The 17,983-nt window shown below is 68.7% G+C and carries 16 protein-coding genes and 1 pseudogene; 12 read left to right on the top strand and 5 right to left on the bottom strand.

The genetic code is table 11. The annotated features are described in order from the left end of the window. Nucleotide 1: 1 nt before the first annotated feature. The 5 genes from AVW09_RS12470 to AVW09_RS12450 are packed head-to-tail and all read left to right on the top strand — an operon-like array spanning nt 2 to nt 5,949. The gene (locus AVW09_RS12470; RefSeq protein WP_082822964.1) at nt 2-1,348 is read left to right on the top strand and encodes an ABC transporter substrate-binding protein; all 1,347 of its coding nucleotides are present in this window, start codon (nt 2-4) and stop codon (nt 1,346-1,348) included. A 55-nt stretch (nt 1,349-1,403) separates the two neighbouring features. Continuing rightward, the gene (locus AVW09_RS12465; RefSeq protein WP_063258381.1) at nt 1,404-2,366 is read left to right on the top strand and encodes a carbohydrate ABC transporter permease; all 963 of its coding nucleotides are present in this window, start codon (nt 1,404-1,406) and stop codon (nt 2,364-2,366) included. Next, nucleotides 2,363-3,205, top strand: coding sequence for a carbohydrate ABC transporter permease (locus AVW09_RS12460; RefSeq protein WP_063258380.1), 843 nt, complete (start codon nt 2,363-2,365; stop codon nt 3,203-3,205). The genes AVW09_RS12465 and AVW09_RS12460 overlap by 4 nt, the downstream gene beginning before the upstream one ends. Continuing rightward, nucleotides 3,202-4,074, top strand: a complete 873-nt coding sequence (locus tag AVW09_RS12455; protein ID WP_082822963.1) for a ribokinase — start codon at nt 3,202-3,204, stop codon at nt 4,072-4,074. Before AVW09_RS12460 ends, AVW09_RS12455 begins: the two co-directional genes overlap by 4 nt. A 33-nt stretch (nt 4,075-4,107) precedes the next feature. After that, entirely contained in the window at nt 4,108-5,949 is a 1,842-nt protein-coding gene (locus AVW09_RS12450; RefSeq protein ID WP_063258379.1) for a choice-of-anchor Q domain-containing protein, read from the top strand. A gap of 59 nt (nt 5,950-6,008) precedes the next feature. Here the strand turns inward: AVW09_RS12450 and AVW09_RS12445 are convergent, their stop codons facing one another. The 4 genes from AVW09_RS12445 to AVW09_RS12430 all read right to left on the bottom strand — a co-directional run bounded on the left by AVW09_RS12445 (nt 6,009) and on the right by AVW09_RS12430 (nt 8,667). Continuing rightward, the gene (locus AVW09_RS12445) at nt 6,009-6,269 is read right to left on the bottom strand and encodes a DUF6510 family protein (protein ID WP_063258378.1); all 261 of its coding nucleotides are present in this window, start codon (nt 6,267-6,269) and stop codon (nt 6,009-6,011) included. Beyond that, on the bottom strand, nt 6,269-7,009 hold the full coding sequence (locus AVW09_RS12440; protein WP_231901837.1) for an FAD-binding oxidoreductase: 741 nt from the start codon (nt 7,007-7,009) through the stop codon (nt 6,269-6,271). The genes AVW09_RS12445 and AVW09_RS12440 overlap by 1 nt, the downstream gene beginning before the upstream one ends. After that, a complete protein-coding gene (locus AVW09_RS12435; protein ID WP_063258377.1) occupies nt 7,006-7,596 on the bottom strand; it encodes a molybdopterin-dependent oxidoreductase in 591 nt (196 codons plus the stop codon). Before AVW09_RS12435 ends, AVW09_RS12440 begins: the two co-directional genes overlap by 4 nt. A gap of 96 nt (nt 7,597-7,692) precedes the next feature. Further along, on the bottom strand, nt 7,693-8,667 hold the full coding sequence (locus AVW09_RS12430) for a MauE/DoxX family redox-associated membrane protein (protein ID WP_063258376.1): 975 nt from the start codon (nt 8,665-8,667) through the stop codon (nt 7,693-7,695). Nucleotides 8,668-8,836: 169 nt separating this feature from the next. Here AVW09_RS12430 and AVW09_RS12425 point away from each other — a divergent pair, with 169 nt between their 5' ends. Then, nucleotides 8,837-9,727: a DUF808 domain-containing protein gene (locus AVW09_RS12425; RefSeq protein ID WP_063258375.1), complete on the top strand. Its 891-nt coding sequence runs from the start codon at nt 8,837-8,839 to the stop codon at nt 9,725-9,727. 67 nt (nt 9,728-9,794) lie between these two features. Here the strand turns inward: AVW09_RS12425 and AVW09_RS12420 are convergent, their stop codons facing one another. After that, nucleotides 9,795-10,355, bottom strand: coding sequence for a flavin reductase family protein (locus AVW09_RS12420; protein WP_063258374.1), 561 nt, complete (start codon nt 10,353-10,355; stop codon nt 9,795-9,797). A gap of 239 nt (nt 10,356-10,594) precedes the next feature. Between AVW09_RS12420 and AVW09_RS12415 the strand changes: the two genes are divergently transcribed. The 6 genes and pseudogenes from AVW09_RS12415 to AVW09_RS12390 all read left to right on the top strand — a co-directional run bounded on the left by AVW09_RS12415 (nt 10,595) and on the right by AVW09_RS12390 (nt 17,889). Next, nucleotides 10,595-11,578, top strand: coding sequence for an ABC transporter substrate-binding protein (locus tag AVW09_RS12415; protein ID WP_022877449.1), 984 nt, complete (start codon nt 10,595-10,597; stop codon nt 11,576-11,578). A 102-nt stretch (nt 11,579-11,680) separates the two neighbouring features. Then, a complete protein-coding gene (locus AVW09_RS12410; RefSeq protein ID WP_063258373.1) occupies nt 11,681-13,231 on the top strand; it encodes a sugar ABC transporter ATP-binding protein in 1,551 nt (516 codons plus the stop codon). Continuing rightward, nucleotides 13,228-14,271 carry an ABC transporter permease gene (locus AVW09_RS12405; RefSeq protein ID WP_063258372.1) on the top strand — a complete coding sequence of 348 codons (1,044 nt, stop codon included), beginning with the start codon at nt 13,228-13,230 and terminating at the stop codon, nt 14,269-14,271. The genes AVW09_RS12410 and AVW09_RS12405 overlap by 4 nt, the downstream gene beginning before the upstream one ends. Further along, nucleotides 14,271-15,293, top strand: a pseudogene (locus AVW09_RS12400) (ABC transporter permease subunit). Before AVW09_RS12405 ends, AVW09_RS12400 begins: the two are co-directional and overlap by 1 nt. Nucleotides 15,294-15,347: 54 nt before the next feature. After that, complete coding sequence (locus AVW09_RS12395; RefSeq protein ID WP_063258534.1) at nt 15,348-16,883, top strand: sugar ABC transporter ATP-binding protein; 1,536 nt, start codon at nt 15,348-15,350, stop codon at nt 16,881-16,883. Then, on the top strand, nt 16,876-17,889 hold the full coding sequence (locus AVW09_RS12390) for a LacI family DNA-binding transcriptional regulator (RefSeq protein ID WP_022877454.1): 1,014 nt from the start codon (nt 16,876-16,878) through the stop codon (nt 17,887-17,889). The genes AVW09_RS12395 and AVW09_RS12390 overlap by 8 nt, the downstream gene beginning before the upstream one ends. Nucleotides 17,890-17,983: the final 94 nt, after the last annotated feature.

The following is a 17,983-nucleotide window of genomic DNA, read 5'->3' as shown; positions in this document are numbered from 1 at the left end:
CATGCGATCTCACAATGGTGTGACCCGCTGGCTTGCCGCCGGTACCGGAACCGCGCTCACCCTCGCAGCCCTGACGGCCTGCAGCGGATCGGGGGGCTCAGGGACCGCCCAAGGCGTCGGCCCGACGAGCCTGACCGAGCCGACGCAGCCGATCACCGTCACCTACGCCGGCGCGGCGTACGACGCCAAGCAGATCCAGCCCGTGCTCGACGCGTTCCACAAGGAGCACCCGAACATCACGGTGAACTACGAAGCAGTTCCGTTCGACGACTTCAACAGCGTGCTCGCGGCGAGGTTGACGTCGTCGCAAGACGCCATCGATGTGTTCGATGTCGATATGCCGCGCACGGCCGCATACGCGGCGCGGGGATGGCTCACCGACCTTTCCGGGACCTTCCCTGACCTGGCTTCGGCCGTCGATCCCGGGAGTCTGAAGGCGGCGACCGTCGACGGCAAGCTCGTCACGATGCCGTACCAGACGTCGACGAACATCATGTACTACAACAAGAGCCTTCTCGCGAAGGCAGGCATCTCGGCTCCCGGCGCGAAACCCGCGGATCGTGCGACGTGGGAGCAGCTCACCGCGGATGCCAAGAAGGCACAGGCTGCGGGCGCGCAGTACGGTCTGGTCTTCGACCAGATCGATCGCTATTACCAGCTCCAGCCGCTGGCCGAGAGCGCGGGTGGTGGAGCCGGCGGCACCGGCGAGGGCAACCTCACTCCCGACGTGACCAACGCCGGATGGGAGAAGGCATTCGACTGGTACGGATCGCTGTTCGCGGACAACCTGTCGCCTCGCGGGGTCGCGGTCGCGGACACGCCGAGCCTCTTCGCCGCCGGAAAGGTGGCCTACTACGTCGGTGGCCCCTGGTGGGCGGGGCAGTTCGTCGCCGAGCAGGGGCTCGACTTCGGTGTCGCACCGTTCCCCGCGTTCGCCGGAGGCACGGCGGCGACTCCGACAGGTGGGTGGTCCCTGGGCATGAACCCCAAGGAGACGGCGGAGAAGGCCAACGCCAGTGCGATCTTCATGAAGTTCATGGGCATCGACAACGGCGGGTACGCGCAGTACCTGTCCGCCCTCGCGGTCCCTCCGTCGAATCTGGACGGGTCCGCCAAGTTCTACGAATCGTCGGCGTTCATGGACCCCCGCATGGCTGGGGTGGTCGATCTGATGAAGAGCGAGCTGGCGAAGACCGCCACGCTGCGCCTCCAGACCGTCGGCTACGTGGAGTTCGAGGACGTCATGACGAAGACCTTCGACGACATCATCAACGGCACGGATGCCAAGACGGCCCTTGCCTCGGCATCCACTCAACTCGAAGACGCCTGGTCGAAGTACCGCCAGTGACACCGCGGCCGGTACCGGGGTTCCCGCCCCGGTACCGGCCATCAGGAGAGACATCATGACTTCGGCAACACACCGGCTCGACCATGTCGATCGCGCCACGGCGGTCGCAGCGGCTCCCGCCCGCGCGGGCAGCAGGCGCCGTGGCCGTGCGCGGCGCGACCTGCTCGCTGCGGCGGCTTTTCTGCTCCCCACCATCGTCCTCATCGTGCTGCTGCGCATCTGGCCGACGATCGGCGCGGTGGTGAATGCGACGCGCAGCGGTCTGCCGGGCAGCCTCGCCGAGCCGGAGTTCGTGGGGCTCGAACTGTTCGGGAAGATGTTCGCGAGTCCGGCGTTCTGGAACAGCGTCCTGCAGACGCTGATCTTCAACGTCGTCGTCAATCCGTTGCAGATCGTCCTTGCGCTCGCGCTCGCAGTCCTCCTGACCCAGAATCTCCCCGGGCGCGGCCTGTGGCGCACGCTAATCTTCCTGCCGGCGGCCGTGCCACTGGCAGGGAGCACCATCGTCTGGGGGATCGCCCTGCGCCCGGACGGGCCGGTCAACGGGTTCCTGCAGCTGCTCGGGGTACCCGCACAGCCGTGGTTCACCAGTCCTGACCAGGTTCTGATATCGATCATCGTGCTGGCCAGTTGGATCGGTATCGGGTACTGGATGATGTTCCTCATCGCCGGTCTCAACGACATCCCGCCGGTGTACTACGAGGCGGCACGCCTGGACGGGGCGGGAGCCCTGCGAACGTTCTTCTCCGTCACCCTCCCGATGCTCCGACGCCCCCTGCTTTTCGTCCTCGTCGCCGACACGGTCTCGAACTTCGTGCTGTTCGCGCCGGTCCAGATCCTCACGGGTGGCGGTCCGGAGGGTCGCAGCGATTTTCTGATGTACGACATCTTCCACCGGAGCTTCGAGCTCAGCGATCCCTACCAGGCTTCTGCACAGCTCGTCGTGCTCCTCGTCCTGATGATCGTCATCGTGGCGATCCAGTTCCGACTGCTCGGGAACGGAGCGACCGACGAATGAACGCCAGCCCTCGCCTGCTGTCGCGAACGCTTCTGACCGCGCTCGCGGTCGTGATCTCGCTCGCCTTCCTCGCCCCGGTGCTGTGGCTCCTCGCGAGCACGTTCCGATCCGCCACCGAGACGTTCGCGTCCAGCTCTCCCTTGAGCTGGCAGGTGCTCTGGCCACAGGAGTGGACCCTCGACAACCTGCGCTCCGCGGTGGCCAGCGGATTTGTGACGGCACTCGGCAACAGCCTCGTCGTGGCCGCGGCGACCGTGGTGATCGGGCTCGTGATCAGCTCCGCCGCGGCGTTCGCTCTCGCGGTGATCCCGTTCCGTGGCCGTGGTGCCGTCTTCACCGTGGTCGTGCTGAGCTTCCTGATCCCGTTCGAGGCGATCGCGATACCGCTGTCGCGCATCATCTCGGACTGGGGACTCGCCAACACGCTCGTCGCTCTGATCCTTCCGGGCCTCGGCAACGGTCTCGCCGTGTTCACCCTGCGGCAGTTCTTCCTCGGCATCCCTCATTCATTGTCCGAGGCCGCTCACCTCGACGGCGCGGGATGGTTCCGCATCTACTGGTCGATCTACCTCCCGCTCACGAGACCCGCCCTCATCGGCGCCGGGTTGATCCTGTTCCTGTTCCAGTGGCAGGCCTACCTCTGGCCGATTCTCATCACCTCGACCCAGGCGATGGATCTGGCCCCTGTTGCGATCGCGAAATCGTTCGGAGCGTTCTCGAGTGACTACGGGCGGGTCTTCGCCGAGACCGCGATCCTCGCGGTGATTCCCGCGGCCATCCTGCTGGGCCTGCAACGGTTCTTCGTCACATCCGTCTCGAGCACCGGGAGCAAGGAATGAGTGCACGCGGCGCAGCAGCTCGCAGCGTCGCGGTGGTCGGGTCGGTCAACCTCGACGTCGTGGTGACCGCGGATCGACGTGCCGGCGCCGGCGAGACCGTCGCGGGTCGCGACCTGGCCGAGGTCGTCGGCGGAAAGGGGGCCAACCAGGCCCTCGCGGCCGCCCGGGAGGTCGACACCGCCCTGGTGGCCTCTCTGGGAACGGATGCCGCGGGCGGCGCAGCGCGCGCCGACCTCTCGCGAGCGGGGGTGGATGTCCAGGCGGTGAGTCCCTCGTCGAAACCGACGGGACGAGCCTTCATCACCCTCACTCCCGACGGCGAGAACAGCATCGTCGTCGTGCCGCTGGCCAACGCCGACCTGACGGGCGACCGGGTCTTCGCCGCGCTCGAGTCGCTCCGCCCGACGGTGGTCCTCTGTCAGCTCGAGGTTCCGCTCGACGCTGTGTACCGGGCGGCGGAGTGGTGCGCGTCGCGAGACGCGCGGTTCCTTCTCAACCCCAGCCCGATGATCGTCTTCGATCCGCACGTGCTCTCGTCGGCGGATCCGCTGATCGTCAATCGTCATGAAGCCGAGCTCCTCAGCGGCCTTCGAGGGGCCGGGGTGACCGACCTCGCCCGTCATCTCTCGCTCGTGTCGCGCTCCGTGGTCGTCACCGACGGTCCCCGAGGGGCCGTCGTGGCTCTCGACGACACGGTCGAACTGGTTCCGGCCCCCGTTGTGATGGCCGTGGACACGACCGGTGCGGGGGATGCGTTCGCCGGCGTCCTCGCGGGACGACTGGCGCTCGGGGATTCGCTGCACCACGCCACCGCTCGAGCGGTGGACGTCGCTTCTCGGATCGTTCAGCTGGCGCGATCCGAGCGCTGAGTACCGCCGGCATTCCTCTGCAAAGGAGCAGAAATGACACCCATCCGAGCCGTCGCCGTGGGAACGGCGACTCTCGCGCTGCTGGTCGCGTCCGTCGGCGTCGCGTCGCCCGCGACGGCCGACCCGCTTTCGCCCGCGACCGGGGCCCGACCTTCCAGCTCCGGTGGTCCGACCGCGGGTTCCGGGGGCACGATCTTCTACGTCGACGCCACCGCGGGCAGCGATGCCAATGCCGGAACCTCGCCCGCCTCCGCGTGGAAGACGTTGGCGAAGGTCACCTCCCACGTCTTCGGTCCGGGCGACGTCGTGGCGTTCGAGCGCGGCGACACCTTCACCGGATCCGCGACGATCTCCGGCGGGGGCACGAGCACGAATCCCGTGACCCTCACCGCCTACGGGTCGGGTGCGCAGCCTCTTCTCACGAACCCGGGCGGGTGGAACATGCTTCTCGTCGATGCCCCCTACGTCGCCGTGAAGGATCTCGCCTTCGCCAACGGGGCCGTGTTCGACAACGCCGATGGAGCCGGAATCACGGGGCTCAAGTACGAGCGGAGTGGGGCGGTCGCCGTGACCGGCAACGGAATCGGAGCGCTCGTGCAGGACAGCACGTTCAGCGACGTGGGAGTGGGGGTCAAGACTTACGGGGCGTCCTCAAAGGTGCTGCACAACACGTTCCAGAACCTTCGGATCGCCTACCGTGGTCCGGACTCGGGTGTCCAGACCTCTTATGGTGCCATCGGGGTCTCGGTGAACAACAGCGGGGTCGAGCTCGCGTACAACGATTTTCTGAATTGTCGTTCCACGAACAGCCCGTACGGCGCCGATGGAGGTGCGGTGGAGATCGAGGGCTTCCTCTACACGAAGGACGACGTCACGATTCACCACAACTATTCCCGGGGGTCGCAGGGCTTCCTCGAGGTGACCGAGACGTCCACGGCGAATGTGACGGTCAGCGAGAACGTCAGCGACGATTACCAGCAGTTCATCGCGTGGGACACCACGACGACGCCGAGCGGCTACGTGGTGCAGAACAACACGGTCATCCGGTCCTCCGACACCGCGACGCTGTTCGACCAGTACTACTACCGCGTCACCGGACCGTCGCCGAGCGCGGGCTGGGCCACGATCCAGAACAACATCTTCCAGACGTCCGGGAAATTCAGCTTCTTCAACTTCCCGCACGACCACAACCTGTTCGCGCCGTCCGTGAAGGTGAGCTACGCCCTCGGCGCTGGAGACATCATCGCCGCTCCGGCATACGTGAACGCGTCTGCCCGCGACTATCGGCCGGTGCAGACGAGTCCAGCGGTCGACAACGGAACGACAGCGGCGTCGACGACAGACCTGGCCGGGAATCCGACCGGCGTGGGGCTCGGGGTCGACATCGGAGCCCATGAACTGCAGACCTCGCCTTCGGCGCTGGGGACCAACCTCGTCGCCGATGGCGGCTTCGAGACGCAGACGACCATCTCCGCGACCACGACGCCCTGGTGGAGCGACGGCGGCGGTCTCACCTACGGTGTCGATGTCAACGCCGGCAAGGCGCGCTCCGGACTGGACAATGGGTGGATCGCGACGTCCGGGACCGGCTGGGGAGCTCTCCGTCAGACCGTTCCGGTGACGCCGAACGCGACGTACCGCCTCATCGTGTGGGTGCGCAGTTCGGACAACGTGAACAACGCCTGGGTCGGGGCCAAGACCACGACGGACGCCGTCATCGGAGAGCTCCGGCACGGCCAGGCCACGGGCTACGCCCGATACGTCGTCAGCTTCACCAATGGTTCCGCCACCTCCCTTCGGCTGCACGCTGGGCTGTACGGTGCGGGCGGAGGGACATGGGAACAGATCGACGACGTCTGGCTGCAACAGCTGTAGCCGCGGGCACGGTCGGGCCGCTGCCGGGGTGATCCCCGTCGGCGGCCCGGTCGGCCGCGCTACGCCCGCCGCACCTCGAGGGCGTCGATGCCCGGCATCCCGAACCAGGACCGTCCGCCGACGGCGTCGACGATCGTCAGGAGGACGGAGTCGCACGAGCGGCATCGCGCGACGACTCCCATCGGGCTGACGTACACCGCGGACACGGCGACCGCGTCGCCGGCGCCGCAGGAGCGGCAGCGGATCGGGGAGTCCGTGGCATCCCACCCGAGGAGGTCGGCCAACCGGCCGGCCAGCGCGTTGCCGTCGAGCACGTTCATCACGAGCCTCCGAATCGCTCGGTGCGGATGTCGCCGGGGCGATGCCCGGCGTCCTGGAGCCAGCGCGCGACCGCCTCGACGAACGGGGTCGGACCGCACACGTACACGCGCGGATTCTGCTCGGCCGGGACGACCGCGTCACGCAACCGGTCGGCCGTGAGCCGGCCGGGAGGAACGGATGCCTCGGGGGGAGCGACGCGCGTGTAGACGAGGTCGACGTCGACCGCTCCCGTGGCGGCGAGTGCGGCGAGTTCGTCCGCGAAGAACACGTCGTCGGGGGTGCGCACCGAGTACAGCAGACGGAAGTCGGTGGCGTCGCCGGCTGCGGCGTGAGCCTGGGCCATCGCGTACAGCGGCACCACGCCTGATCCTCCCGCGATGAGCTGAACGGGTCGGGGGGATGCCTCGGTGGGCGGCGTCCACACGAAGAACGCCCCGAGGGGTCCGTGCACCTCGATCTCGTCGCCGACGCGGAGGTCGTGCACGAGGAAGGGGGAGACCTCGCCGTCCGGGACCTCGTCGACCGCGAGCAGCACGCGGGTGCCGTCCCCCGACGACGCGATCGAGTACGACCGCGACGCCTGGTAGCCGTCGGGTGCGGTGAGCCGGAGGTCGAGGTGGGCGCCCGCGTCGTTCCCCGGCCACGTCGGCACGTCGAGCTCGATGCGCTGCGCGGTCGGGGTCTCGGCGCGGATGTCCGCGACCGTCGCGGTGTGCCAGGCGGTCGGGCGGCGCGTCACCAGTACCGCTCCTCCTGCCACGGGTCGCCGTGCAGGTGGTAGCCGTTCTGCTCCCAGAAGCCGGGGTCGTCGTCGGGCATCGTCACGAGGCCGCGCACCCACTTGGCGCTCTTCCAGAAGTACAGGTGCGGCACGAGCAGCCGCGCCGGGCCGCCGTGCTCGGGCGTCAACGGCTCACCGTCGGCCTCGAAGGCGATCCAGCTCTTGCCGTCCAGCAGGTCTTCGAGCGGCACGTTCGTCGTGTAGCCGCCGTAGGAGTGCGCCATGACGTAGTCGTGCGCGGTCTCGACCTCGTCGAAGATGCGGTCGAGCGAGACTCCGCGCCACGGCATGTCGAGCTTGGTCCAGTGCGTCACGCAGTGGATGTCGACGGTGATGTCCTCCACGCCGAGCGCCTGCAGCTGCTCGGCGTTCCACCGGTGATCGCCGTTCTCGGTGCGGACGACGAACTCCCACTCGTCCAACTCGACCTCCGGTGTCGGTCCCGCCGACAGCACGGGCCAGTCGCCCACCAGCGTCTGGCCGGGAGGGAGGCGCGGATCGCGGTCGCCTCGGCGTCCGGAGAACCCTCGAGTGATGAACGACATGGATGCCTCTTTCCTCCCCGGAGCGGACGTGATTCACCCTAGCCAGGTCATCGTGGCCGCGACAGGGACGATTGTCGGATCTCCCGCTCGCGCGTGTCAGCTCGTCGAGGAACCCTCGCCGGCGCGGGCGTCGGCCGCCGCGGCGAGCACGGTGTCGACGAGCGTCGCGGTCTCGTCGCCGCCCACCGCGACCGGCTGCAGGATCTCTCCCGTCGTGGTCAGGAGGACCCCGACGGGACGGTTGCCCGGGATGCCTAGGGCGACGGCGAATTCCCCGGACGGATCCGCGTGAAGACCCTCGTCCGCGGCGCTGAGCGGAGAGCCGTCGCCGACCGGGACGATGAGCCGCACGTCGACGAGGGTCTCGAGGAGCTCCCGGTCCCACGTCATCCGACTGATGAGGTTCTCGCACGAGCTGCAGCCGCGCCGGACGAACAGGAGCAGCTGCGCCCGTCCGCGGAGGGCGCGCTGGCGGGGGACGACGACGTCGCCCTCGGGGGTGATCAGGGCGGCATCCGGGACGCTCCCGCTCGCCGGGGCGGCCGAGGTGGGCGGACTCCACAGCGTCGCGCCGATCACCCCCACGGCCACGATGCTGATCAGAACGACGACCCCGAGCAGGGGCGACATCACGAGGCTGAGGGCCACCGCCGACGCGGGGGGAGAGAGCACGGCGCCAAGGAGGGCGAGGGTCGCCAGCACCGCCAGAGCGATGTTGCGCGCCGTCATGGCGGGACCGACGCGCGTGGACGCCAGTCGCCCGAAGCAGCCGCAGTCGTCGGTCGACGCGTGCGCCTGGGCGCGTAGACCGATCGCGAGGAAGCCGAGGGTCACGGCGAGCGCCGCCACCGCCGCTCCGACGCGGACGGGACCGCTGGTGAGCAGCAGCGCGGCGGAGAGGACGATCTCGACGCCGGCGACGCCGGCGACGACCGGACGCGGCGGCAGCCCCGACAGCCGCAGCGCCCGGAGTGTGGCGGGAGCGGACGGGAGGTCGAGAAGCTTGCCGATGCCGCTGACGGCGAAGACCGCGGCGACGACCAGGGCGGGAAGCGTGAGGGTCTCGAGCATCCGTTCAGCGTCGCACGCCCCATGGAGCCGGAGCGCCGCAACAGTACTGGATCACCCCGGGCGAAAGCTCCCCGGAGACCGGTGTGGCGCCGGGCCGCTAGGGTCGCTGTGACGACTCCGTCACTGCGCGGGCCTCCCGTCGCAGCCATCCACCCAGGGAGATCCACGCATGTCGGTCGGACTGCTCGCCGTCGTCGATGACATCCTCAGCGCCGCGCTCAAGGCCAGCGCCAAGACCGCCGGCGTCGTCATCGACGACGCCGCGGTGACGCCGCAGTACGTCCAGGGGATCACGCCCGCGCGCGAGTTGCCCGTGGTCTGGAAGATCGCCCTCGGCAGCATCATCAACAAGTACGTCGTCATCATCCCGATCGCGTTGCTGCTCACGGCCTTCGCCCCGGGCGTCCTCCCGTTCCTCCTCATCCTCGGCGGCGGGTTCCTCTGTTACGAGGGCGCGGAGAAGGTGCTCGAGTGGTTCGGCGTCGCGCACGGGGAAGAGGAAGAGAACGGGCCGCGCGACGAGCGCAAGCTCGTCTTCGGCGCCGTGCGCACCGACCTCATCCTCAGCACGGAGATCATGCTCATCGCGCTCTCGAGTCTCGACCCGGACTTCGGCATCTGGATGACGCTCGGTGCGCTGCTCATCATCGGGCTGGCGATGACGGTGGTCGTCTACGGCGCGGTCGCGCTGCTGGTGAAGATCGACGACATCGGCCTGCGCTTCATGAAGAGCTCGGCGCGCGGCGTCCGTCGTTTCGGTGCCCGGGTCGTGGCATCCATGCCCGCCGTCTTCCGCGTGATCAGCGTCATCGGGACGATCGCGATGCTGTGGGTCGGCGGCCACCTCGTGATCCAGAACCTGGGCGAGACGCTGTGGGCGGGACCGGCCGACCTGCTGCACGCCGTGGAGCACGCGATCGAGGCCACGGGGCCGGTCGTCGTGTGGATCGTGGACACCGCGATCTCGGCGGTCTTCGGCCTGATCCTCGGCCTCCTCATCGTCGCCGTGGTGACCGGCATCCGTCGGGTCTTCTCTCGTGGCGAGGCCGCCGCGCACTGATCCCGAGGCCGTCGGATCACGTGCCCTGGTCGAGGTCACGCGTCGCAACGCACCCCGGGGTGAGGCGTCAGTCCAGGAGCGAGTGCTCGCCGAGGCCGTGCCACGAGCGGTTGTAGTACACCAGCGCTGCGCCGGGTTCGCCGGGCTCGAGGTCGCGCTCGATGTTGACCTGCAGGGCCTGGGCCGCGATGACCGTGGAGCCGCCGGCATCCATCCGGCTCACCACGGCGCACCGCAGCCACGCGCGCACGCCGTGGTAGACGGGCTCGCCGGTCGACAGGCGCGACCACGCCGAGGTGTCGGCGAAGCGGTCGAGGCCGCTGGTGGCACCGGCGCGCGCGACTGAGATGTCCTCGACGTCCAGCAGGTGCACCACGATGGTCGACGCGGCGACGATCGTGGGGGTCGCCGACGACAGGCTCGACACCGAGAAGATCAGTAGCGGCGGGTCGGCCGAGACCGACGACACCGACGAAGCGGTGAGGGCGACGGGGCCGTGCTCGCCGTACGCCGTGATGACCGTGACGCCGCCGGGGTGGCCTCGGAACGCGCGCTTGAAGTCGTCCGCGGTGACGGACGTGCCGATGGTCGGCGTGTGCTCGGGGCGCTCCTGCGGGAGGGAAGTCATGTTTCGACGGTAACGCGCGCCACGGGCCACGGCGCCGGAACGCGAAACGCGACGACACACGTCTCCGCGGAGCGTCCGCGCTTTGTGAGGCTTCACATCGCGCGTGCCGTGATCTTTCCGTTGCAAATCGTTCTTGACAGCACGGCAAGTGTGAGCGCTAACATTCAGGAGTCAGCCCGCCCGAGGGGGCTGCATCACATGGACCGGCGACGCAGCCGGCGAAACGAGGAGGTTTCAACATGAAGGCGAAGAAGACTCTCGCCGGACTCGCGCTCGTGGGCGCGATCGCCATCACCGCGACGGGCTGCGCCGGTGGCGGCTCCACGGCCGGCGGAGACGGCGGCGACAAGAAGGTGATCACGGTCGGGTTCGCCCAGACCGGTTCCGAGAGCGGCTGGCGCAGCGCCAACACCGAGTCGATGAAGGAGGCGTTCTCCGAGGCCAACGGCTTCAACCTCATCTTCAACGCCGCCGACAACAAGCCCGAGGCGCAGATCGCCGCGGTCCGCAGCTTCATCAACCAGGGTGTGGATGCCATCGTCCTCGCCCCGATCGTCACCGACGGCTGGGACGACGTGCTGAAGGAAGCCAAGGATGCCAACATCCCGGTGATCCTCGAGGACCGCACGGTCTCGGCGTCGAAGGACCTGTACGCCAGCTGGGTCGGCCTCGACTTCAAGAAGGAAGGCGAGACCGCCGGCAAGTGGGTCGCCGACAACTTCGGCAAGACCCCCACGAATCTGGTCGTGCTCGAGGGCACCACGGGTTCGTCGGCTGCGACCGACCGCGCGACCGGCTTCAACGACGCGATCAAGGGCACCGACATCAAGGTGCTCGACTCGCAGACGGGTAACTTCACCCGCGCCGAGGGCAAGACCGTCATGGAGGGCTTCCTCCAGAAGTACGGCTCGCAGATCAATCTGCTGTTCGCGCACAACGACGACATGGGCCTCGGCGCCCTCGACGCGATCAAGGCCGCCGGTCTCAAGCCCGGCACCGACATCAAGATCGTGACGATCGACGCGGTCAAGGACGGCATGACGGCTCTGGCCGACGGCGAGTTCAACTACATCGTCGAGTGCAACCCGCTGCTCGGTGAAAAGGTCGCCGACGTCGTGAAGAAGGTCGTCGCCGGCGAGTCCGTCGACAAGCAGTACATCGTCGAGGACCAGGCGTTCGACCAGGAGCAGGCGAAGGCCGCTCTGCCCGACCGCAAGTACTGATCCACTCGCGGACGCTCGACGTCCGTACCCCCCTCGGGTGTGCGGGGCCGACTCGGCCCCGCACACCCTCCCTCCGCTCACCCCCTGAGAAAGCGATCGAGCATGACATCCGAACGTGCTGCCGTCGTCGCGATGCGCGGCATCAGCATCTCCTTCCCCGGAGTGAAGGCGCTCGACGGCGTGGACTTCACCCTCTATCCCGGTGAGGTGCACTCCCTCATGGGAGAGAACGGCGCCGGCAAGTCCACCCTCATCAAGGCCCTCACCGGCGTGTACGGGATCGACTCCGGCACCATTCGCGTCCAGGGCGAGGAGCGGTTGTTCCGCTCGACCGCCGACGCTCAGGCATCCGGCATCGCGACCGTGTACCAAGAGGTCAACCTCTGCCAGAACCTGTCCGTCGGCGAGAACGTGATGCTCGGTAACGAGGTCCGCCGCGCCGGCCTCGTGGACTGGCGCGCGACCCACGCCGCTGCCGCGAAGGCTCTCGCCGAGCTGGGCCTGAACATCGACACGCGCTCGATCCTCGCCAGCCACTCGATCGCCGTGCAGCAGCTCGTCGCGATCAGTCGCGCGATGGTGGTCGACACCACCGTGCTGGTCCTCGACGAACCGACCTCCAGCCTCGACCGCGGAGAGGTCGAGCAGCTCTTCGGCGTCATCCGGGATCTCCGCGACCGTGGCGTCGCGATCCTCTTCGTCTCGCACTTCCTCGACCAGATCTACGAGATCTCCGACCTCCTCACTGTGCTCCGCAACGGCACGCTGGTGGGGGAGTACCCGATCGCCGAGCTCGGCCGCGAGCAGCTGGTGGCGAAGATGATCGGCCGTGAGCTCGGCGAACTGGATGCCATCTCCGCCAGCGCCGAGCGCGTCATCGACCGCTCCGGCACCCCGGTGCTGAAGGCCGTCTCGCTCGCCCGCAAGAACGCCCTGGAACCGGTGGACCTCGAGGTCTACCCCGGCGAGATCGTCGGTCTCGCGGGACTCCTGGGATCGGGGCGCACCGAGCTCGCGCGCCTGATCGCGGGCGCCGACCGCGCCGACCAGGGTCAGGTCGACGTGGCCGGATCCCCGTCACGCCTCGGCTCACCGCGTCACGCTCTCGACCGCGGCATCGCTTTCTCGTCGGAGGACCGTCGCGCCGAGGGCATCGTCGGCGACCTCACCGTCGCCGAGAACATCATCCTGGGCGTGCAGGCCCGTCGCGGCGCACTCCGCAAGCTCGGTGCCGCCGAGGTTCAGGCCATCGTCGACGAGTACATCACCGCGCTCGGCGTCCGCCCCGCGAACCCGAACGCGCTCATCCGCAACCTCTCGGGCGGCAACCAGCAGAAGGTGCTGCTCGCCCGATGGCTGGCCACCGCGCCGGAACTGCTGATCCTCGACGAGCCCACGCGCGGCATCGATGTCGGCGCGAAGGCCGACATCCAGCGCAAGGTCGCCGAGCTCGCCCAGAAGGGCCTGTCCGTGGTGTTCATCTCCTCCGAGCTCGAGGAGGTGCTGCGCATCGCCCAACGCGTGGCCGTGCTGCGCGATCGTCGTAAGATCGGCGAGCTGGCCACCCAGGACGTCGACCTCGACGGCCTGGTGGCCTACATCGCCGAGGGGCAGCCCGAGACAACGTCGTCCGATCGGGAGAAGATCGCATGAAGAAGTTCCTTTCGCACCGCCTCGTGTGGCCCATCGCCGCACTCGTGGCGCTCATCGCCGTCAACACGATCTCGCGACCGTCGTTCCTCAGCATCACGGTGCAGAACGGCGAGCTGTACGGGTCGCTGATCGACATCCTGCGCAACAGCGCTCCGCTGATGCTCGTCGCCCTCGGCATGACGCTCGTCATCGCCACGCGCGGCATCGACCTGTCGGTCGGGGCGATCATGGCGGTCTCCGGCGCCGTGGCGCTGACGATCATCGAGGCCTCGCCTGACCCGGGCAACCTCGGCGTCGTCATGATCGCGATCGTCGCCGCCGTCGGCACCGCGCTACTGCTCGGCGTCTGGAACGGGTTCCTCGTCTCGGTGCTCGGCATCCAGCCCATCATCGCCACGCTCGTGCTGATGCTCGCCGGTCGCGGCGTCGCCCTGCTCATCACCAAGGGCTTCATCACCACGATCAACAGCGACCCGTACCAGTTCATGGCGCAGGGATACGTCCTGGGGCTGCCGTTCGCGTTCTACGTCTCGATCGCCGCGGTGATCGTCGTGGGCATCGTCGAGCGACGCACCGCGTTGGGCATGCTCACCGAGGCCGTCGGCATCAACCCCGAGGCGAGCCGTCTGGCCGGTGTCCGCTCGCGCGGCATCATCTGGGGCGCCTACATCGCCAGCGGCACGCTGGCCGGCATGGCCGGTGTCCTCTACAGCTCGAACATCATGGCCGCCGACGCCAACGCGGCCGGTCTGTACATCGAACTGGATGCCATCCTCGCGGTGGTCCTCGGCGGCACGTCGCTCGCCGGCGGAAAGTTCAGCCTGGCCGGCACGGTCGTGGGTGTCTTCACGATCCAGACGCTCAAGAGCACGATCACGTTCCTGGGCGTGCCGCCCGCCGTCAGCCCCGTCTTCATGGCCGCGGCCGTGCTGATCGTGGTGCTGCTGCAGTCGCGCCGGTTCCGCGCGTTCTTCCAGACCGCGGGCCGCTCGGCCCTGCGGCCCCTCACCCGACGTCCCGACGCAAAGGTGCTGTCCTGATGGTCACTCTCACCGCCGAGCGCGGCCCCTCGGGCGCCGCCGCCACCACCACGTATCGACGGTTCCTGAACCGTCACGTCTCCTGGATCCCGGTGTTCGCGGCGATCGCGATCCTGCTGATCATGATCGCCGGGGCGATGGCGTACTTCCCCAACTTCCAGCTCCCGCGCATCCTGTCGTCGATCCTGCTCGACAACGCGTACCTGCTCGTCCTCGCGGTCGGCATGACCTTCGTCATCCTCACCGGGGGCATCGACCTCTCGGTCGGCGCGGTCATGGCGTTCACCGGCATCCTGTGCGCGAGTCTGCTCTCGCAGGGCGTTCCGGTCGCCGTCGCGATCCCCGCGATGATCCTGATCGGCGCTGCGATCGGCCTGCTGATCGGGGTGCTGGTGCAGTTCTTCGACGTGCAGCCGTTCATCGCCTCGCTCATCGGCATGTTCCTGGCCCGCGGCCTGGCGTTCGTCGTGAGCCTCGAATCGATCAAGGTCGACAACGAGGGCATCCTCTGGCTGCAGTCCACCCGCTTCTCGTTCGCCGGGTGGTAAATCACGCCGACGGGCATCATCGCGTTGCTGACGGTCGCGCTCGCGGCCTTCGTTCTCCGGTTCACGCGGTTCGGGCGCACCGTCTACGCGGTGGGCGGCAACGAGCAGTCGGCCCGGCTCATGGGTCTCCCGGTCGTCCGCGCGAAGCTCTCGGTGTACGTCATCAGCGGGGTGTGCGCGGGTCTCGCGGGCATCGTCCTGACGGCCTACTCCGGTGCGGGATACCCCCTGAACGGCGTCGGCACGGAACTGGACACGATCGCCGCCGTCGTCATCGGCGGAACGCTGCTGACCGGCGGCAGCGGCTTCGTGCTCGGTTCGATGATCGGTGTCTTCGTCTACGGTCTGATCCGCACGATCATCTCGTTCTCGGGCGCCGAGCAGTCTTGGACGCGCATCACCGTCGGGGCGCTCCTGCTCCTGTTCGTCGTCGTGCAGCGGATCATCGTGTCCCGCTCGGCCCTCAGCAAATGACGCGCCCGCACAGGATGTTCACGCTGCGGTCATCGCGAGGGCATGATTGACCCCATGTCGACCGTCGCCCCGCCCCTCCTCGAGGTGCGCGGGGCGACGGTGCGTTTCGGCGTCGAGTCGGCGCTCGCCGATGTCGACTTCCGGCTCCGCCCCGGCGAGGTCCACTCGCTCATGGGCGAGAACGGTGCCGGCAAGTCGACGCTGATCAAAGCGATCACGGGCGCGCTCCGGCTCGACCAGGGCGAGATCCTCCTGGAGGGGCGCCCGATGCAGTTCTCCACCCCGGCGGACGCCCAGGCGGTCGGGATCTCGACCGTCTACCAGGAGATCGATCTCCTCCCCAACCTCACCGTCGCCGAGAACATCTCGCTCGGGCGGGAGCCGCGCCGCTTCGGGATGATCGACCACCGCGCGATGCGCGAACGGGCGATCGAAGCGCTCTCCGCCCTCGGCGTCGACGTCGACCCGTCGTCCGTCCTGTCGACGCATCCGCTGGCGATCCAGCAGCTCGTGGCGATCGCCCGCGCCGTCTCGATCGACGTGAAGGTGCTCGTCCTCGACGAACCGACCTCGAGCCTGGATGCCGACGAGGTCGCCGAGCTCTTCCGCGTCATCCGTGACCTGAAGACGCAGGGGATCGCGATCATCTTCGTGTCGCACTTCCTCGACCAGGTCTACGAGATCTGCGACCGCGTCACGGTGCTCCGCGGCGGGCGCCTCGTGGGGGAGTACGGCACACGCGAGCTCCTGCGCATCGACCTCGTCGAGAAGATGCTCGGCGCCGCGGCCGACGCGCTGGCGCCGCTCGGACAGCGGACGTCGCTGCCCGCGGAGGGGCCGTCGATCGTGCGCGCGCGGGGCTTGGCATCCGGACCCCGCCTGCGCGACGCGGACGTCGACATCGCGGAAGGCGAGGTCATCGGCGTCGCCGGGCTCCTCGGGTCGGGACGCAGCGAGTTGGCGCGCGCGCTGACCGGCGTCGATCATCCCGACGGGGGAGAGGTGCGCATCGACGGTGAGCCGGTGCGGCTCGGGTCACCTCGCGACGCGATCCGTCGGCGGGTGGCCTACTCGTCCGAGAACCGGCGCACCGAGGGGATCATCGGCGACCTCAGCGTCCTCGACAACATCACGCTCGCGCTGCAGGCGCAGCGGGGGATCTTCCACCGGCTGAGCACCGCGCGACGCCGCGAGTTGGCGACGAGCTGGGTGGAGGCGCTCCACATCCGTCCCGCCGACATCGATCGCCCCGTCTCGACGCTCTCGGGGGGAAACCAGCAGAAGGTGCTTCTGGCCCGACTGCTCGCGCTGTCGCCGCGCGTCATCGTGCTCGACGAGCCGACGCGCGGCATCGACGTCGGAGCGAAGGCCGAGATCCAGCGCCTGGTGGGAGAGCTCTCCGACAACGGCCTGGCGATCGTCTACATCTCCGCGGAGCTCGACGAGGTGCTGCGCGTCGCCCATTTGGTGGCGGTGATGCGCGACGGCGTGCTCGCGCAGATCCTCCCCGCCGCGGAACTCACGTCCGACGCCCTCCTCGCCCTCGTGGCCAAGCCCGCCACGGAGGAGGAGGGGCTGGCCGATGGTTGACGAGAAGGCATCCCGCACCGCCAACATCTTCGACGTCGCTCGATTGGCCGGCGTCTCGCACCAGACGGTGTCGCGTGTGCTCAACAACATGCCGAACGTGCGCCCGGCGACGCGGGCGCGCGTCGAACAGGCCATCGCGCAGCTCCGGTACAGCCCGTCGCCCGCCGCGCGGGCGCTCGTCACGCGTCGTACCCGCACGATCGGCCTCGTCACCCCCGGGACCGTCGACTACGGCCCCTCGTCGATCGCGACGAACTTCAACTTCGCGGCGCGCGCCGCGCGCTACAACGTCGACGCCATCAGCTCGCCCCAGAACGACGTCGCCGCTGTCCGCGCGGCGATCGACGGGCTCCTGAAGCAGCGCGTGGATGCCATCGTGCTCATCGTCGTGGACGTCGAAGTGCTCGCGGCGGTGCAGGCGATCGAGATCGACGTGCCGATCGTGGCCGCGGCCACGACCAGCCGTCCGCACCCGCGCCTCGTGGCCATCGATCAGTACCGCGGTGCCCGGGCAGCCGTGCGGCACCTGCTCGAGTCGGGGTACGGCACGGTCCGTCACATCGCCGGTCCCGCGCGCAACCCCGACGCGGTCGAGCGCCTCCGCGGGTGGCGCGAAGAGATCGCTTCCGCTCGGGCGCAGTCGACCCCTCCCGTCCACGGCGACTGGTCGGCCGCGAGCGGCTACCGGATCGCCACCGAGACCGACCTCGCCCCCGGCGAGGGCATCTTCGTCGCCAACGATCACATGGCCATCGGCGTGCTGTCCGCACTGCGGGAGCGCGGCCTCCGCGTACCGGAGGACATCGGGGTGGTCGGCTTCGACGATGTGCCCGAGGCGCCGTTCCTGTTCCCCTCGCTGACCACCGTGCGCCAGGACTTCGCCGCGCTGGGTGAAATCCTCATGCAGAAGGTTCTGCTGATGGTGGAGGAGCCGGACACGGTGAGTGAGAGCACGCCGCTCCCCACGCGCCTCGTCGTGCGCGATTCGGCGCCGCTGCGTCCCTGACGCGAGCCGTTCGCGGTGCCCGACTCCGCTCGGCGCGCCGCCCGGTTCACCCGGCTCTCGTGGGACCGCTCACACGGCAACGATCGCGTCACAA

It is taken from the genome of Microbacterium sp. T32, from assembly GCF_001619615.1.
GTDB lineage: Bacteria > Actinomycetota > Actinomycetes > Actinomycetales > Microbacteriaceae > Microbacterium.
This window is presented reverse-complemented; position numbering and strand designations above follow the sequence as displayed.

Bases quoted from the DNA above. Each gene is read 5' to 3' on its own strand.
- AVW09_RS12410 (WP_063258373.1), top strand. From the start codon at position 11,681: ATGACATCCGAACGTGCTGCCGTCGTCGCGATGCGCGGCATCAGCATC.
- AVW09_RS12435 (WP_063258377.1), bottom strand. From the start codon at position 7,596: ATGTCGTTCATCACTCGAGGGTTCTCCGGACGCCGAGGCGACCGCGAT.
- AVW09_RS12460 (WP_063258380.1), top strand. From the start codon at position 2,363: ATGAACGCCAGCCCTCGCCTGCTGTCGCGAACGCTTCTGACCGCGCTC.
- AVW09_RS12425 (WP_063258375.1), top strand. From the start codon at position 8,837: ATGTCGGTCGGACTGCTCGCCGTCGTCGATGACATCCTCAGCGCCGCG.
- AVW09_RS12405 (WP_063258372.1), top strand. From the start codon at position 13,228: ATGAAGAAGTTCCTTTCGCACCGCCTCGTGTGGCCCATCGCCGCACTC.
- AVW09_RS12465 (WP_063258381.1), top strand. From the start codon at position 1,404: ATGACTTCGGCAACACACCGGCTCGACCATGTCGATCGCGCCACGGCG.
- AVW09_RS12450 (WP_063258379.1), top strand. From the start codon at position 4,108: ATGACACCCATCCGAGCCGTCGCCGTGGGAACGGCGACTCTCGCGCTG.
- AVW09_RS12445 (WP_063258378.1), bottom strand. From the start codon at position 6,269: ATGAACGTGCTCGACGGCAACGCGCTGGCCGGCCGGTTGGCCGACCTC.
- AVW09_RS12470 (WP_082822964.1), top strand. From the start codon at position 2: ATGCGATCTCACAATGGTGTGACCCGCTGGCTTGCCGCCGGTACCGGA.
- AVW09_RS12420 (WP_063258374.1), bottom strand. From the start codon at position 10,355: ATGACTTCCCTCCCGCAGGAGCGCCCCGAGCACACGCCGACCATCGGC.
- AVW09_RS12430 (WP_063258376.1), bottom strand. From the start codon at position 8,667: ATGCTCGAGACCCTCACGCTTCCCGCCCTGGTCGTCGCCGCGGTCTTC.
- AVW09_RS12395 (WP_063258534.1), top strand. From the start codon at position 15,348: ATGTCGACCGTCGCCCCGCCCCTCCTCGAGGTGCGCGGGGCGACGGTG.
- AVW09_RS12455 (WP_082822963.1), top strand. From the start codon at position 3,202: ATGAGTGCACGCGGCGCAGCAGCTCGCAGCGTCGCGGTGGTCGGGTCG.
- AVW09_RS12390 (WP_022877454.1), top strand. From the start codon at position 16,876: ATGGTTGACGAGAAGGCATCCCGCACCGCCAACATCTTCGACGTCGCT.
- AVW09_RS12415 (WP_022877449.1), top strand. From the start codon at position 10,595: ATGAAGGCGAAGAAGACTCTCGCCGGACTCGCGCTCGTGGGCGCGATC.